The 15,244-nt window shown below is 51.0% G+C and carries 14 protein-coding genes; 6 read left to right on the top strand and 8 right to left on the bottom strand.

Translation table 11 applies throughout. The annotated features are described in order from the left end of the window. Positions 1–84 precede the first annotated feature (84 nt). Positions 85–1,158, bottom strand: coding sequence for an acyltransferase family protein (locus tag FQ015_RS14180; protein ID WP_039021978.1), 1,074 nt, complete (start codon positions 1,156–1,158; stop codon positions 85–87). A gap of 261 nt (positions 1,159–1,419) precedes the next feature. Between FQ015_RS14180 and lolC the strand changes: the two genes are divergently transcribed. The 5 genes from lolC to cobB are packed head-to-tail and all read left to right on the top strand — an operon-like array spanning position 1,420 to position 6,334. After that, positions 1,420–2,619 carry a lipoprotein-releasing ABC transporter permease subunit LolC gene (lolC, locus tag FQ015_RS14175; RefSeq protein ID WP_000284704.1) on the top strand — a complete coding sequence of 400 codons (1,200 nt, stop codon included), beginning with the start codon at positions 1,420–1,422 and terminating at the stop codon, positions 2,617–2,619. Beyond that, a complete protein-coding gene (lolD, locus tag FQ015_RS14170; protein WP_001033695.1) occupies positions 2,612–3,313 on the top strand; it encodes a lipoprotein-releasing ABC transporter ATP-binding protein LolD in 702 nt (233 codons plus the stop codon). The genes lolC and lolD overlap by 8 nt, the downstream gene beginning before the upstream one ends. Continuing rightward, positions 3,313–4,557 (top strand): lipoprotein-releasing ABC transporter permease subunit LolE, encoded by a 1,245-nt coding sequence (gene lolE, locus FQ015_RS14165; RefSeq protein ID WP_001251354.1) that lies wholly within the window; start codon positions 3,313–3,315, stop codon positions 4,555–4,557. The genes lolD and lolE overlap by 1 nt, the downstream gene beginning before the upstream one ends. A 28-nt stretch (positions 4,558–4,585) precedes the next feature. Beyond that, on the top strand, positions 4,586–5,497 hold the full coding sequence (nagK, locus tag FQ015_RS14160; RefSeq protein WP_160524196.1) for an N-acetylglucosamine kinase: 912 nt from the start codon (positions 4,586–4,588) through the stop codon (positions 5,495–5,497). A 15-nt stretch (positions 5,498–5,512) separates the two neighbouring features. Next, complete coding sequence (gene cobB, locus FQ015_RS14155) at positions 5,513–6,334, top strand: Sir2 family NAD+-dependent deacetylase (protein WP_000952736.1); 822 nt, start codon at positions 5,513–5,515, stop codon at positions 6,332–6,334. A 155-nt stretch (positions 6,335–6,489) separates the two neighbouring features. On the opposite strand, the gene potD is transcribed toward cobB, so the two are convergent. Genes potD through potA form a run of 4 tightly spaced genes read right to left on the bottom strand, consistent with a single transcriptional unit; the run spans position 6,490 to position 10,301 of the window. Beyond that, positions 6,490–7,536 carry a spermidine/putrescine ABC transporter substrate-binding protein PotD gene (potD, locus tag FQ015_RS14150; RefSeq protein WP_000759307.1) on the bottom strand — a complete coding sequence of 349 codons (1,047 nt, stop codon included), beginning with the start codon at positions 7,534–7,536 and terminating at the stop codon, positions 6,490–6,492. Then, the gene (gene potC, locus FQ015_RS14145; RefSeq protein ID WP_000580316.1) at positions 7,533–8,327 is read right to left on the bottom strand and encodes a spermidine/putrescine ABC transporter permease PotC; all 795 of its coding nucleotides are present in this window, start codon (positions 8,325–8,327) and stop codon (positions 7,533–7,535) included. The genes potD and potC overlap by 4 nt, the downstream gene beginning before the upstream one ends. Beyond that, positions 8,324–9,181: a spermidine/putrescine ABC transporter permease PotB gene (potB, locus tag FQ015_RS14140; RefSeq protein ID WP_000799401.1), complete on the bottom strand. Its 858-nt coding sequence runs from the start codon at positions 9,179–9,181 to the stop codon at positions 8,324–8,326. The genes potC and potB overlap by 4 nt, the downstream gene beginning before the upstream one ends. Next, entirely contained in the window at positions 9,165–10,301 is a 1,137-nt protein-coding gene (potA, locus tag FQ015_RS14135; protein ID WP_000531594.1) for a spermidine/putrescine ABC transporter ATP-binding protein PotA, read from the bottom strand. The genes potB and potA overlap by 17 nt, the downstream gene beginning before the upstream one ends. A gap of 249 nt (positions 10,302–10,550) precedes the next feature. On the opposite strand from potA, the gene pepT reads away from it, so the two are divergent. Then, positions 10,551–11,777, top strand: coding sequence for a peptidase T (gene pepT, locus FQ015_RS14130; protein ID WP_000359451.1), 1,227 nt, complete (start codon positions 10,551–10,553; stop codon positions 11,775–11,777). Between the two features lie 48 nt (positions 11,778–11,825). On the opposite strand, the gene roxA is transcribed toward pepT, so the two are convergent. The 3 genes from roxA to phoP form a co-directional block, all read right to left on the bottom strand. Beyond that, entirely contained in the window at positions 11,826–12,947 is a 1,122-nt protein-coding gene (gene roxA, locus FQ015_RS14125) for a [50S ribosomal protein L16]-arginine 3-hydroxylase (protein WP_001354917.1), read from the bottom strand. Between the two features lie 75 nt (positions 12,948–13,022). Next, the gene (gene phoQ / locus FQ015_RS14120; RefSeq protein ID WP_160524195.1) at positions 13,023–14,483 is read right to left on the bottom strand and encodes a two-component system sensor histidine kinase PhoQ; all 1,461 of its coding nucleotides are present in this window, start codon (positions 14,481–14,483) and stop codon (positions 13,023–13,025) included. Next, a complete protein-coding gene (phoP, locus tag FQ015_RS14115) occupies positions 14,483–15,154 on the bottom strand; it encodes a two-component system response regulator PhoP (protein ID WP_001265481.1) in 672 nt (223 codons plus the stop codon). Before phoP ends, phoQ begins: the two co-directional genes overlap by 1 nt. Positions 15,155–15,244 lie beyond the last annotated feature (90 nt).

Below are 15,244 nucleotides of genomic sequence, written 5' to 3'. Positions count from 1 at the left end.
GGCATATCTCTGATAAGCAATGCTGTTCATTATCCGTAATCGACATGGTTTAGCAAATTGAATCGCCCCGGCTGGGGCGATGGCTTAGCGGGAGTAACTGACGGCTGTGGGCAGAGAAGGCGGGGAGAACAACAGATCGCTGAATGCGCGCTGTGAAAGTTTTCTTACCAGCAAGCCCGCAACAGTACAAATCAACAAACTGACAAAGGGGTAAACCAGCAGGAGCGTCAGTTCGACTTGCGGCGACCAGCGTGCCGCGTTCATTTGCGGAATCAGGCTTAAGCTGAATATTTCTACCAGTATGCGATGGGTGGTATAGATAGCAATGGTGTTGGAGCCAATCACATTCAGCAGGCTGGAGGAGCGCATACCGAAGCGTTGCTCGTACTGATAAAACAGCTTCATGATCACCACAATCGATACCAGCGACAACAGCAGCGAGATATTAAACAACCAGGCACCGACCGCCAGAACGGCCAACAAAGAAGCCATCAGCAGATGGCGGCGCAACGGCACCGCTTTAACACAGGTCATTAATGTTGCGCCAAACCATGCGCCAAGACTGTAATAAGGCAAATTGCGGATCACGCTGTTCATTCCCCACCACGGCGTGGGAACGAAATTAACAGCGACACTCAGCAGCACAAATAAGGCGAATAGTGGCAGCGCCAGACGGCTAAAAAGTTTACATATCACGAAATAGACAATTAAAGCATACAGATACCACAAGCTGGTGCTGGCGGTGATCATTCCGTGCAGGAACTCACCGGTAGAATCGGCATAAGCGGCATTGGAGGCATTACTTAAATTGCGCTCAGGTGCCAGCCACTGATTGAGTGCACTTATCGCCAGCCACTGCACTACGCCCCACAGTGCCAGCACCCAGAAGATGCTCCAGATGCGTTTATCGAGACAATTTCCCCATGGCACGCTATCGATATAGCGGCGAATTAAATAGCCAGAAATAAAGAAAAAAACCGGCATACGAAAGGGGGCAAGGTAAAGATTGAAATAGATCCAGCATTTGCTCAGGACTTCCGATAACGGATGCTGAAAAGTGGTCAGATGCGGATAAAAGGTAATGACCGAGTGATAAATCACTACAAGACAAATACATAACCCTTTGATCTGGTTAATCCATAGCTCTTTTTGTTTCATCAGGACAACACGCTCTTTTTTAATTTACATGCGGTTGATCCTGCGGGTTATGACCCGAGGTGTAATGGGTATCTGTCTGTATTGGATGATTTTTCAGATTAAGATCAGGCGGCAAGATTGATGATAAAACATGGCAATTTAGCCGATTGATTTACGGGGACTTTTCAGATTAGCCCTGACGATCACTTACAGTTCAGACGTTTACCCATCTTGCTTTCGCTTATATACTCGTGTCTTTGCTACAGCAACCAGACGGATTTCATGTACCAACCTGTCGCTCTATTTATTGGCCTGCGTTACATGCGTGGGCGTGCAGCGGATCGCTTCGGTCGCTTCGTCTCCTGGCTTTCTACCATCGGCATTACCCTCGGGGTGATGGCGCTGGTCACAGTATTGTCAGTGATGAACGGCTTTGAGCGCGAGCTGCAAAACAACATCCTTGGCCTGATGCCACAGGCAATTCTCTCTTCTGAGCATGGCTCTCTTAACCCGCAGCAACTCCCGGAAACGGCAGTCAAACTGGACGGCGTTAATCGCATCGCACCTGTCACTACCGGTGATGTGGTACTGCAAAGTGCACGCAGCGTGGCGGTCGGGGTGATGCTGGGTATCGACCCGGCACAAAAAGATCCACTAACGCCGTATCTTGTCAATGTGAAACAAGCTGATCTCGAACCGGGGAAATATAATGTCATTCTCGGCGAACAGCTTGCCTCACAGTTAGGTGTCAATCGCGGTGATCAAATCCGCGTGATGGTGCCGTCTGCCAGCCAGTTCACGCCGATGGGGCGTATTCCAAGCCAGCGCCTGTTCAATGTGATTGGCACTTTCGCCGCCAACAGTGAAGTCGATGGCTATGAAATGCTGGTGAATATTGAGGATGCCTCGCGTCTGATGCGTTATCCGGCAGGCAATATCACTGGCTGGCGTTTGTGGCTGGATGAGCCGCTGAAAGTTGATTCTTTAAGCCAGCAAAAACTGCCTGAAGGCAGCAAATGGCAGGACTGGCGTGACCGTAAAGGCGAGCTGTTCCAGGCCGTACGCATGGAAAAAAATATGATGGGCTTGCTGCTGAGCCTGATTGTTGCCGTAGCGGCGTTTAACATTATTACCTCGCTAGGGCTGATGGTGATGGAGAAGCAGGGCGAAGTAGCGATCCTGCAAACGCAAGGCTTAACTCCGCGACAAATCATGATGGTCTTTATGGTGCAAGGGGCAAGCGCCGGGATTATCGGTGCGATCCTCGGAGCGGCGCTTGGCGCACTGCTTGCCAGCCAGTTGAATAATCTGATGCCGATAATCGGCGTCCTGCTTGATGGTGCGGCACTGCCAGTCGCTATCGAACCTTTACAGGTCATTGTTATTGCGCTGGTGGCGATGGCTATCGCGCTGCTGTCTACGCTTTACCCTTCATGGCGCGCTGCCGCCACTCAACCCGCTGAGGCTTTACGTTATGAATAAGATCCTGTTGCAATGCGACAACCTGTGCAAACGCTATCAGGAAGGCAGTGTGCAAACCGATGTACTGCACAATGTCAGTTTCAGCGTCGGCGAAGGTGAAATGATGGCGATCGTCGGTAGCTCTGGTTCTGGTAAAAGTACCCTGCTGCACCTGCTGGGCGGGCTGGATACGCCAACCTCCGGCGATGTGATCTTTAACGGTCAACCGATGAGCAAACTGTCTTCGGCGGCGAAAGCAGAGCTGCGCAACCAGAAGCTGGGCTTTATTTATCAGTTTCACCACCTGCTGCCGGATTTTACCGCCCTGGAAAACGTGGCTATGCCACTGCTGATTGGCAAGAAAAAGCCCGCTGAAATCAACAGCCGTGCGCTGGAGATGTTAAAAGCGGTGGGGCTGGAGCATCGTGCGAATCACCGTCCATCTGAACTTTCTGGCGGTGAGCGCCAGCGTGTGGCGATTGCCCGTGCGCTGGTCAATAACCCGCGGCTGGTACTGGCGGATGAACCTACAGGTAACCTCGATGCACGTAACGCCGACAGCATCTTCCAGTTGCTTGGGGAGTTGAATCGTTTGCAGGGTACCGCCTTCCTGGTGGTTACTCACGACCTGCAACTGGCGAAACGTATGAGCCGCCAACTGGAAATGCGTGATGGACGTCTGACGGCGGAACTGAGCCTGATGGGGGCGGAGTAATGGCGATGCCTTTATCGTTATTGATTGGCCTGCGTTTTAGTCGCGGACGGCGGCGCGGCGGCATGGTATCGCTGATCTCCGTCATTTCTACCATTGGCATTGCCCTCGGCGTGGCGGTATTGATCGTCGGCTTAAGCGCGATGAACGGCTTTGAACGCGAACTGAACAACCGCATTCTGGCGGTGGTGCCGCATGGCGAAATTGAGGCGGTGGATCAGCCGTGGACTAACTGGCAAGAAGCCCTGGATAACGTGCAAAAAGTGCCGGGTATTGCCGCTGCCGCGCCGTATATCAATTTCACCGGGCTGGTGGAAAGTGGTGCCAATCTGCGCGCAATTCAGGTCAAGGGCGTTAACCCGCAACAGGAACAGCGTTTGAGCGCATTACCCTCGTTTGTCCAGGACGATGCGTGGAGCAATTTTAAAGCAGGTGAACAGCAAATTATCATCGGCAAAGGCGTGGCGGATGCGCTGAAAGTGAAGCAGGGCGATTGGGTGTCGATTATGATCCCAAATTCGAATCCCGAGCATAAACTGATGCAGCCAAAACGTGTGCGTTTGCACGTTGCCGGTATTTTGCAGTTGAGTGGCCAACTCGATCACAGTTTTGCCATGATCCCGCTGGCAGATGCCCAACAATATCTTGATATGGGTTCCAGCGTGTCAGGTATTGCCCTTAAAATGACGGATGTTTTCAACGCCAATAAGCTGGTACGCGATGCGGGTGAAGTGACCAACAGCTATGTTTATATTAAAAGCTGGATTGGTACTTACGGCTATATGTATCGCGATATCCAGATGATCCGCGCCATTATGTATCTGGCGATGGTACTGGTGATTGGCGTGGCCTGTTTCAACATCGTCTCCACCTTAGTGATGGCGGTGAAAGACAAGAGTGGCGATATCGCAGTATTAAGAACGCTGGGGGCGAAAGATGGTTTAATTCGCGCCATCTTTGTCTGGTATGGATTGCTGGCAGGGCTGTTCGGCAGCCTGTGTGGGGTGATTATCGGCGTGGTGGTTTCACTGCAACTTACCCCGATTATTGAGTGGATTGAAAAGCTGATCGGTCATCAGTTCCTCTCCAGCGATATCTATTTTATTGACTTCCTGCCATCGGAATTGCACTGGCTGGACGTCTTCTACGTACTGGTCACAGCATTGTTGCTGAGTCTTTTGGCAAGTTGGTATCCGGCGCGGCGCGCCAGTAATATTGACCCTGCGCGAGTCCTTAGCGGCCAGTAAAGGCAGTACATTAAAACAAGGAGCGGCAATGTATTACGGGTTTGATATTGGTGGAACAAAAATTGCGCTTGGCGTGTTTGATAGCGGTCGGCAGTTGCAGTGGGAAAAGCGGTTGCCGACACCGCGTGACAGCTATGACGCATTTTTAGATGCAGTGTGCGAGCTGGTGGCTGAAGCCGATAAGCGTTTTGGCTGTAAAGGTTCTGTCGGCATCGGTATTCCGGGAATGCCGGAAACAGAAGATGGTACGCTGTATGCCGCCAATGTCCCCGCTGCCAGCGGTAAATCGCTGCGTGCAGATCTGAGCGCACGTCTTGATCGCGATGTCCGCCTTGATAACGATGCCAACTGTTTTGCCCTTTCAGAAGCCTGGGATGATGAATTTACTCAATATCCACTGGTGATGGGGTTGATTCTCGGCACCGGCGTTGGCGGCGGGTTGATTTTCAACGGTAAACCAATTACCGGTAAAAGCTATATTACCGGCGAGTTTGGCCATATGCGTCTGCCGGTTGATGCGTTAACCATGATGGGGCTGGATTTCCCGTTACGCCGCTGCGGCTGTGGTCAGCATGGCTGCATTGAAAATTATCTGTCTGGTCGCGGTTTTGCGTGGCTGTATCAACACTATTATCATCAACCGTTGCAGGCTCCCGAAATTATTGCGCTTTATGATCAAGGCGATGAGCAGGCAAGGGCGCACGTTGAGCGTTATCTGGATTTATTAGCGGTTTGTCTGGGAAATATCCTGACCATTGTTGACCCTGACCTGGTCGTCATTGGTGGTGGCTTATCGAATTTCCCGGCAATCACAACGCAACTGGCGGACAGGCTGCCTCGTCATCTCTTACCTGTCGCTCGTGTTCCGCGCATTGAACGCGCGCGCCACGGTGATGCGGGAGGAATGCGTGGTGCGGCTTTCCTACATCTAACCGATTAAACAACAGAGGTTGCTATGCTGTCGCGTCGGGGTCATCGGTTAAGTCGTTTTCGTAAAAATAAACGCCGCCTGCGCGAGCGTTTGCGTCAGCGTATTTTTTTCAGAGATAAAGTGGTGCCGGAAGCAATGGAAAAACCAAGAGTACTCGTACTGACAGGGGCAGGGATTTCTGCGGAATCAGGTATTCGTACCTTTCGCGCCGCAGATGGCCTGTGGGAAGAACATCGGGTTGAAGATGTGGCAACGCCGGAAGGTTTCGATCGCGATCCTGAACTGGTGCAAGCGTTTTATAACGCCCGTCGTCGACAGCTACAGCAGCCAGAAATTCAGCCTAACGCCGCGCATCTTGCGCTAGCTAAACTGCAAGACGCTCTCGGCGATCGCTTTTTGCTGGTGACGCAGAATATCGACAACCTGCATGAACGCGCAGGTAATACCAATGTTATTCATATGCATGGGGAACTGCTGAAAGTTCGCTGTTCGCAAAGTGGTCAGGTTCTCGACTGGACCGGAGACGTTACGCCAGAAGATAAATGCCATTGTTGCCAGTTCCCGGCACCCTTGCGCCCGCACGTAGTGTGGTTTGGCGAAATGCCACTCGGCATGGATGAAATTTATATGGCGTTGTCAATGGCCGATATTTTCATTGCCATTGGTACATCAGGGCATGTTTATCCGGCGGCTGGGTTTGTTCACGAAGCGAAACTGCATGGCGCGCACACCGTGGAACTGAATCTTGAACCGAGTCAGGTTGGTAATGAATTTGCCGAGAAATATTACGGCCCGGCAAGCCAGGTGGTGCCAGAATTTGTTGAAAAGTTGCTGAAGGGATTATAAATCAGGAGTAATTGCCTGATGCGCTACGCTTATCAGGCCTACGAGCGGACCACAATACCGACGAAAGAGCGGGATAAAACTTTACTGTCCTGACTCCTTAGCCACATCCTTGCTAAATAAAAAACGGGCGGTAATACCACCGCCCGTTTGCTGAATTAACGTCCTGCTTTCAGCTTCTGATAATACTCTTCATAAATGCTGCTGGCTGCGCCAACGTCATTCTGCCATTCGCCATTTTTAATGGTTTCAGCATCCGGGTAGAGCGTCTTGTCGTTCGCTATTTCCGGGCTTAACAGCTTACGCGCGGCGAGGTTTGGCGTTGGATAACCGATAGTTTCAGCAACCTGTTTTGCCACATCCGGGCGCAGCAGGAAGTTGATCAATTTCAGCGCGCCTTCTTTGTTTTTGGCATTTGCCGGGATCGCCAGGCTGTCCATCCAGAAAATGCCGCCTTCTTTCGGCCACACCACGTCAATTGGCGTACCCGCCTGGCGTGCAACGAAAGCAGAACCGTTCCAGATCATGCCGAGGTTAACTTCGCCTTCCATATACGGGTTCGCCGGGTTATCGGAGTTAAACGCCGCGACGTTTGGCATCAGTTTTTTCAGCTCGTTGTATGCAGCTTCAATCTCTTTCGGATCGGTGGTGTTACCGGAGTAGCCCAGCTTACGCAGCGCCATCTGGAACACTTCACGGGCATCGTCGGTCAGCAGCAGGCTGCCTTTGTACTCAGGTTTCCACAGATCGGCCCAGCTGGTGACAGATTTCGGATCTACCGCATCACCGTTAACGCCAATCGCCGTCGCACCCCAGATATACGGAATGGAATAGTCGTTATTCGGGTCAAACGGCTTGTTGAGCATGTCTGGATCGAGGTTGCTGAAATTGCTTAACTTCGACTTGTCGATCTTCTGGATCATCCCTTCTTTACGCATTTTATCGACGTAATAGGTTGAAGGAACCACCAGGTCATAGGCACCGTCTTTGTACGTTTTCAGCTTCGCGTACATGGTTTCGTTCGACTCGTAAGTCGAATAGATAACCTTAATACCGGTTTCTTTGGTGAACTGTTCAAGCAGTCCTGGCGGCACGTACTCGGTCCAGTTGTAGAAATACAGCGTGTTGTTGTCATCGGCGTGAGCGGCGCTCATGCCCAGTGCCAGAGCACCCGCCGCGAGCAGGTGGCGTGACCATTTTTTCATTTAACGTCCCCTGTGTTACCTTTCGTTTTATCACGAGCAATAAGCTGGCTGGCAATTACCATCACCAGCGACAGCACCAGTAATATGGTTGCCAGCGCGTTAACTTCCGGCGATACGCCGACTTTGACCATCGAATAAATTTTTAACGGCAGAATTTCATAACTCGGCCCGGTGACAAACGAAGAAACCACCACGTCGTCCATCGACAGGGTAAAGCTTAACACCCAGCCCGCCGCTACCGCTGGCATTGCCAGTGGCAGAATGATTTTTCGCAGAATGGTAAATTCGCTGGCACCGAGATCTTTCGCCGCTTCCAGCATTCGCACATCAAAACCTTTCAGGCGCGAATACACCGTCACCACCACAAACGGCAGGCAGAAGGTGATATGCGAGAACAGCAGCGACCAGAAGCCAAGCTGAATACCCAGCAGCATAAACAGCACCAGCAGCGAAATCGCCATTACGATATCTGGTGACATCATCACCACAAACAGCATTCCGCTAACGAACGGCTTACCACGAAAGCGATAACGGTACAGCGCAACTGCCGTCAGTGAACCGATAAGCGTAGCAAACGTCGCCGAAAACACCGCCATTGTTAGTGAATGCTGCGCTGCCTGTAACAGGCTGTCGTTGTTCATCAGCAGGCTATACCATTTGGTGGTAAAACCCTGCCAGTTGATGCCAAAGCGCGAGCTGTTAAAGGAGTTCACAATCAAAATAATGATTGGGATATACAGGTACGCGTAGATAGCGGTCATAAAACCGCCGCGAAGCAGTCGACCGATCATTCGAGTTCCACCTTTTTGTTCAGCAGACGAGAAGCGCGCCAGTAAACCAGCAACATCAGGCCCATTACGATAGTCAGCGTAATGCTGGTGGCTGCACCAAACGGCCAGTCACGAATATTGAGGAACTGTACCTTGATGACGTTACCGATCAGCAGGTTTTTCGCACCGCCCATCAGGTCGGACACATAGAACAGGCCCATCGCTGGCAGCATCACCAGCAGACATCCGGCAATAATCCCCGGCATCGTCAGTGGAATAATGATGCGGATAAAAGTCTGTAACTTGCTGGCACCGAGATCGCGCGCCGCCTCAAGCAACGGCTTATCCAGTTTTTCGATACTGGAGTACAGCGGCATCACCATAAACGGTAGCAGAATGTAAACCAGACCGATTATCACCGCACTGGGCGTGAACATGATGCGAATTGGTGTATCGATAACGCCCAGCCAGAGCAAAAACTCGTTGAGATAGCCTTTGGTGCTGAGGAAAATTTTCAGCCCGTAGATACGAATCAATGAGTTGGTCCAGAAGGGAACAATCAGCAGAAACAGCAGCAGCGGACGCACCTTGTGTGGCAGCTTTGCCAGAAACCAGGCAAACGGGTAGCCCAGCACCAGGCAGGCGAGGGTGGCGATCAGCGCCATATTCAACGAGTGCAATAGCACTTCAAAATAGAGCGGATCGAGCAGTCGCGTGTAGTTATCCAGCGTAAAGACCATTTTGACGAAACTGGCGTCGTCGCGGGTCAAAAAGCTGGTGCCAATGATCATCAGGTTGGGCAGAAAGACAAACAACACAAGCCAACCGACAATAGTGACAATCACTACATTCTGGAACTTACTTGTGTTCTTCATCAGCCAGTACGACCTCCCAGCTTTCTACCCAATTAATGGCCATTTTTTGGTCGAGAGAGTGGTCAAAGTCAGGATCGTCTTCATTGAAGAATTCGCTGACCATCACCATCTTGCCATTTTCCAGTTCAACAACCGACTCCAGCGTCATGCCTTTGTAGTTACGCTCGCGAACATAACCAATCAGGCCTTCAGCGTGGTTGTCGTCGTTAATCTCTTCAACGCGTAAGTCTTCAGGACGTAGCAGAACATGCAGTTTTTGCCCTGGCTCAACGGCGAAGTTAACGTAGATATTACATTCGCGGCCTTCAACGTTGGCGCGTACGCGCTGCTCGTCGAGACGTTCGATGACCGTGGCATTAAACATATTGATTTCGCCAATAAACCCGGCAACAAACAGGTTTTTCGGCTCTTCGTAGATTTCACGCGGCGTGCCGTCTTGCTCAATGCGACCATCGCGCATCACCACAATCCTGTCCGACATGGTAAGTGCTTCTTCCTGGTCGTGAGTCACGAAGACGAATGTAATGCCAAGCTTACGCTGTAACGCTTTCAGCTCGTTCTGCATTTGCTTACGCAGTTTGTAATCCAGCGCTGAGAGCGACTCATCCAGCAACAACAGACGAGGCTTGTTAACCACCGCGCGGGCAATGGCGACGCGTTGCTGTTGACCACCAGAAAGCTGATGCGGTTTGCGTTGAGCGAAGGTTTCCAGCTGCACCATCCGCAGGGCTTCCATCACGCGGGGCGTAATTTCAGCCGCGGGGGTTTTTTGCATGCGCAACCCAAAGGCCACATTTTCGAACACGGTCATGTGGGGGAAAAGTGCGTAGCTTTGGAAAACAGTGTTCACATAGCGGTTTTCCGCCGGAACGTGGGTGATGTCCTCGTTATCCAGCATGATGCGTCCGGAATCAACAGTTTCCAGACCTGCAATCAGGCGAAGAACGGTTGTTTTACCGCAGCCAGAAGGGCCAAGCAGCGTGAGGAACTCGCCATTGTTGATAGTCAGATCCAGCTGGGGAATGACCTCTTTACCATCAAAGCATTTGCGAATTCCCGCCAATTGCACCAGCGGTGAAAGCGAACTCGGTTGTTTATTCAATTTTTTACTCTGTCCCATGTAAACGCAACGGATGGCTTACCGATGCGGGGTTTGTGGTTAACCACCTTGGTGACTCTTAATGAGGGCGGTAATTCTACGGCAAACCGCTTGAATCGCCAATCTTTGTTGTGAATTACTGGCTTAGCTTTATATTCATTAAGGTAATGCTGATAAATATTCCCGCTTGCAGGGGTAAAAGTGACCTGACGCAATATTTGTCTTTTCTTGCTTCTTAATAATGTTGTCACAAAAAGTGAGGGTGACTACATGGATAAACTACTTGAGCGATTTTTGAACTACGTGTCTCTGGATACCCAATCAAAAGCGGGGGTGAGACAGGTTCCCAGCACGGAAGGCCAATGGAAGTTATTGCATCTGCTGAAAGAGCAGCTCGAAGAGATGGGGCTTATCAATGTGACCTTAAGTGAGAAGGGCACTTTGATGGCGACGTTACCGGCTAACGTCCCTGGCGATATCCCGGCGATTGGCTTTATTTCTCATGTGGATACCTCACCGGATTGCAGCGGCAAAAATGTGAATCCGCAAATCGTTGAAAACTATCGCGGTGGCGATATTGCGCTGGGTATCGGCGATGAAGTTTTATCACCGGTTATGTTCCCGGTGCTGCATCAGCTACTGGGTCAGACGCTGATTACCACCGATGGTAAAACCTTGTTAGGTGCCGATGACAAAGCAGGTATTGCAGAAATCATGACCGCGCTGGCGGTATTGCAACAGAAAAACATTCCGCATGGTGATATTCGCGTCGCCTTTACCCCGGATGAAGAAGTGGGCAAAGGGGCGAAGCATTTTGATGTTGACGCCTTCGATGCCCGCTGGGCTTACACCGTTGATGGTGGTGGCGTAGGCGAACTGGAGTTTGAAAACTTCAACGCCGCGTCGGTCAATATCAAAATTGTCGGTAACAATGTTCACCCGGGCACGGCGAAAGGAGTGATGGTAAATGCGCTTTCGCTGGCGGCACGTATTCATGCGGAAGTTCCGGCAAATGAAAGCCCGGAAATGACAGAAGGCTATGAAGGTTTCTATCACCTGGCGAGCATGAAAGGCACCGTTGAACGGGCCGATATGCACTACATCATTCGTGATTTCGACCGTAAACAGTTTGAAGCGCGTAAACGTAAAATGATGGAGATCGCCAAAAAAGTGGGCAAAGGGTTACATCCTGATTGCTACATTGAACTGGTGATTGAAGACAGTTACTACAATATGCGCGAGAAAGTGGTTGAGCATCCGCATATTCTCGATATCGCCCAGCAGGCGATGCGTGACTGCGATATTGAACCGGAACTGAAACCGATCCGCGGCGGTACCGACGGCGCGCAGTTGTCGTTTATGGGATTACCGTGCCCGAACCTGTTCACTGGCGGTTACAACTATCATGGTAAGCATGAGTTTGTGACTCTGGAAGGTATGGAAAAAGCGGTGCAGGTAATCGTCCGTATTGCCGAGTTGACGGCGCAACGGAAGTAAGCGAAAAGGGATGCGGCATGTGATGCCGCATCCGGCTTAAATCCAAACTTACCCTTCGAAGAACCAGTATCCGCTATTGACCAGCGCCGCGAGCATCGCGAGGAATGACGGATCTTCCAGCGCATCGCCAAAATTCTCCGCGGTCAGCGCAATGTTGCTGGCGAGCGCATCCAGTGCCGGACGGTGCGGGGAATCGATCTTCTCACCATTGGCATACACGTCGTCGCCAATGCGCAATACGCGCAGACCACCCAGACGCACCAGCACATCACCTTGTTTCAGCGCATCGTAGATTTCATCCGGCTGATAAGGCGGCTCTGGCGGCGCGATATCCAGTTCATGGCGTGACTGGGATATAAACTCCCCAAACCACTGTTTAAAGTGTTCCGGCTGGTTGATCAATTCAAGCATCATCTCACGCAGTTTATCCATCTCTTGCGGTAGAACGTCCGCAGGATGAGCGCGAGGTGGAACATCAGGATCGCTGTAGTAGTTGCCGCCCAGTTCACGTTGCAGCACATAATCGGCAAATCCGCTAATCAGTTCCCGCGTATTTGGCGCGCGAAAACCCACGGAATAGTTCATCGCATTTTCCAGCGCGTAGCCTTCATGCGGGAATCCTGGCGGAATATAAAGGATATCGCCAGGCTCCAGCTCTTCATCGATGATGGCTTCGAACGGATCGACCTGTAACAGATCCGGGTGCGGGCAGTGCTGTTTCATTTGCAGCTTTTCGCCCACTCGCCAGCGACGACGTCCGGTACCCTGAATGATAAACACGTCGTACTGATCGAGATGTGGGCCGACGCCGCCGCCAGGTACGGAAAAAGAGATCATCAGGTCATCAATACGCCAGTCCGGTAGTTCACGGAACGGCCGCATCAGCGAGGCGGTCGGCTCATGCCAGTGGTTCACTGCCTGTACCAGTAACGACCAGTTGGTTTCACCGAGATGATCGTAGCTTTCGAACGGGCCGTGGCTGACCTGCCATTTGCCATCCTGGTGACTGACCAGTCGACTGTCGACTTCGCTTTCCATCGCCAGACCCGCCAACTCGTCTGGAGAGATCGGGTCAATAAAATTATTAAAGCCGCGTTTTAACACCACCGGGCGTTTCTGCCAGTGACGTTCAAGAAAATCGGGCCAGTTAAGAGTGAGTTGGTATTCCATGTTAAGCATCCACAGGCTGGTATCTGCAACCGATTATAACGGATGCTTAACGTAATGCGTGAAGTATGGACATATTTATTCATCTTTCGGCGCAGAATGCTGGCGACCAAAAATCACCTCCATCCGCGCACCGCCCAGCATGCTCTCTCCGGCGACGATTTTACCCTCATATTGCTCGGTGATTTCGCGGGCTACCGCCAGCCCTACACCTTGCCCTGGGCGTAAAGTATCAACCCGTTGACCACGGTCGAAAATGACCTCTCGCTTGCTTAATGGAATACCGGGGCCATCATCCTCGACCACAATATAGAGATGATCGTCGGTTTGCCTTGCAGAAATTTCGACAAACTCGAGGCAATATTTACAGGCGTTATCCAGCACGTTGCCCATCACCTCGACAAAATCGTTCTGCTCACCAACAAAGCTGATCTCTGGTGAAATATCGAGAGAGATATTGACCCCTTTGCGTTGATACACTTTGTTCAGCGCCGAGTTGAGATTGTCCAACAGAGGGGCGACCGGATGCAGCTCGCGGCTAAGCAATGTCCCACCGCGCATACTGGCACGATGCAGGTAGTAGCCAATTTGCTGTGAAATGCGGCTGATTTGCTCCAGCATCACCGGCTCAGCATCACTGACGCTCATCTTCTCACTACGCAGAGAACGCAGCGTACTTTGCAGCACCGCCAGTGGCGTTTTCAGACTATGGGTCAGGTCGGTGAGCGTCGTACGATATTTGTCGTAACGTTCGCGTTCACTTTTTAACAGTCGGTTCAGGTTTCGTACCAGACTGGTCAGTTCTCGTGTTGTGGCAGGATTGAGCAATTCACGGTTATGCTCTTCCAGTTCGCGGACTTCTTTTGCCAGGGCCTCGATGGGACGTAAACTCCACCAGGCGGCGACCCACAGCAGCGGGATCACTAACAGCAGATTGGCTGAGAGCACATAGATAAACCAGCTCCAGACCATATAGGAACTTTTTAGCTCCACCGGAATGGTATCCACCACTACAATGGTTAACTTTGGCATCCGCGATGTTGCCGGATAGACGTTTACCGCCACCGAGTGGGTCATCTCCGCGTCGTCATCATCTTCCCGCACTTCCTGCAACTGTTGCTGCATAGAGTGATCTCCACTCAGTAACAGGCTAGTGTCGTTAACATCCGCTTCAATTTCATGAAAACCATTCGATTTCAGCCAGTCAGGCTGGATCATTTTCATCAGCCAGGGCACGTCACGTTGCGCCCATAAAAGCTGCCCGTTCTCATCATAAATTAGCGTCATGGTGGGGCTTTGCTTGTCGATATTTTCAGGTAACTCGACATGCAATTTATTATTTTCCCACTTCGCAAGGGTATAGAACAGATTGCTCTCGCCACGTAACAGCCGAAACGTGGTTTTATCGAAACTGACGCTATAACCGATCAGCGCAACCATTCCGTAGGCAAGCGAAAGCACCAATACTACTGCTGCCGTTGCTAACAGAAAACGTACCCGCAGCGAGAGCGGGAAAAAAAGACGCAGTAATTTTTTCATCAGCGCAATTCGAACAGATAGCCCTGGCCGCGAACGGTGGTAATCACTTCTTGCGGATATTGTGCCTGAATTTTTTTGCGCAGACGTCCCATCAGTACATCAATGGTATGGCTTTCCCGCAGCTCCGCATCCGGGTAGAGTTGTAGCATTAACGAATCTTTGCTGACCACTTTGCCATTATTGCGTATCAACGTTTCCATAATGGTGTATTCGAACGCGGTCAGTTTGATCACTTCGTCATTAATGGATAACTCACGGCGGGAGAGATCAACCTGAAACGGTGGCAGCGAAATTACCTGGGAAGCCAGACCGCTATTACGCCGCATTAATGCCTGCATTCGCGCCATCACCTCTTCAATATGAAACGGTTTAGTCACGTAATCATCAGCACCGGCACTTAATACTTCGACTTTGTCCTGCCAGCTTTCACGGGCGGTTAATACCAGAATCGGCAGTGAAACATCATTACTGCGCCAGCGGCGAATCAATGACAGACCGTCCTCGTCAGGCAAACCGAGATCGACAATCGCAATATCCGGTAAATGCTCATTGAGATAATAATCGGCTTCTTTGGCATCTTCTGCGTCATCGACCTGATGACCAGCATCCTGAATCTGAACTTTAAGATGGTGACGTAACAACGCATTGTCTTCAACAACCAGTACGCGCATTTTTCATTCTCCCTGTTTTAATTATTAAAATAGTGTAACGCGATTATGTCGTTATGGGGGTAAACATTAAATAAACCAGCGGGGAGGGGA

The sequence above is a fragment of the Escherichia sp. HH26CH genome (genome assembly GCF_009820205.1).
In the GTDB taxonomy this organism is placed as follows: domain Bacteria; phylum Pseudomonadota; class Gammaproteobacteria; order Enterobacterales; family Enterobacteriaceae; genus Escherichia; species Escherichia coli_F.
This window is presented reverse-complemented; position numbering and strand designations above follow the sequence as displayed.

Coding starts and splice junctions, on each gene's coding strand:
- FQ015_RS14180 (WP_039021978.1), bottom strand. CDS start 1,158: ATGAAACAAAAAGAGCTATGGATTAACCAGATCAAAGGGTTATGTATT.
- lolC (WP_000284704.1), top strand. CDS start 1,420: ATGTACCAACCTGTCGCTCTATTTATTGGCCTGCGTTACATGCGTGGG.
- lolD (WP_001033695.1), top strand. CDS start 2,612: ATGAATAAGATCCTGTTGCAATGCGACAACCTGTGCAAACGCTATCAG.
- lolE (WP_001251354.1), top strand. CDS start 3,313: ATGGCGATGCCTTTATCGTTATTGATTGGCCTGCGTTTTAGTCGCGGA.
- nagK (WP_160524196.1), top strand. CDS start 4,586: ATGTATTACGGGTTTGATATTGGTGGAACAAAAATTGCGCTTGGCGTG.
- cobB (WP_000952736.1), top strand. CDS start 5,513: ATGCTGTCGCGTCGGGGTCATCGGTTAAGTCGTTTTCGTAAAAATAAA.
- potD (WP_000759307.1), bottom strand. CDS start 7,536: ATGAAAAAATGGTCACGCCACCTGCTCGCGGCGGGTGCTCTGGCACTG.
- potC (WP_000580316.1), bottom strand. CDS start 8,327: ATGATCGGTCGACTGCTTCGCGGCGGTTTTATGACCGCTATCTACGCG.
- potB (WP_000799401.1), bottom strand. CDS start 9,181: ATGAAGAACACAAGTAAGTTCCAGAATGTAGTGATTGTCACTATTGTC.
- potA (WP_000531594.1), bottom strand. CDS start 10,301: ATGGGACAGAGTAAAAAATTGAATAAACAACCGAGTTCGCTTTCACCG.
- pepT (WP_000359451.1), top strand. CDS start 10,551: ATGGATAAACTACTTGAGCGATTTTTGAACTACGTGTCTCTGGATACC.
- roxA (WP_001354917.1), bottom strand. CDS start 12,947: ATGGAATACCAACTCACTCTTAACTGGCCCGATTTTCTTGAACGTCAC.
- phoQ (WP_160524195.1), bottom strand. CDS start 14,483: ATGAAAAAATTACTGCGTCTTTTTTTCCCGCTCTCGCTGCGGGTACGT.
- phoP (WP_001265481.1), bottom strand. CDS start 15,154: ATGCGCGTACTGGTTGTTGAAGACAATGCGTTGTTACGTCACCATCTT.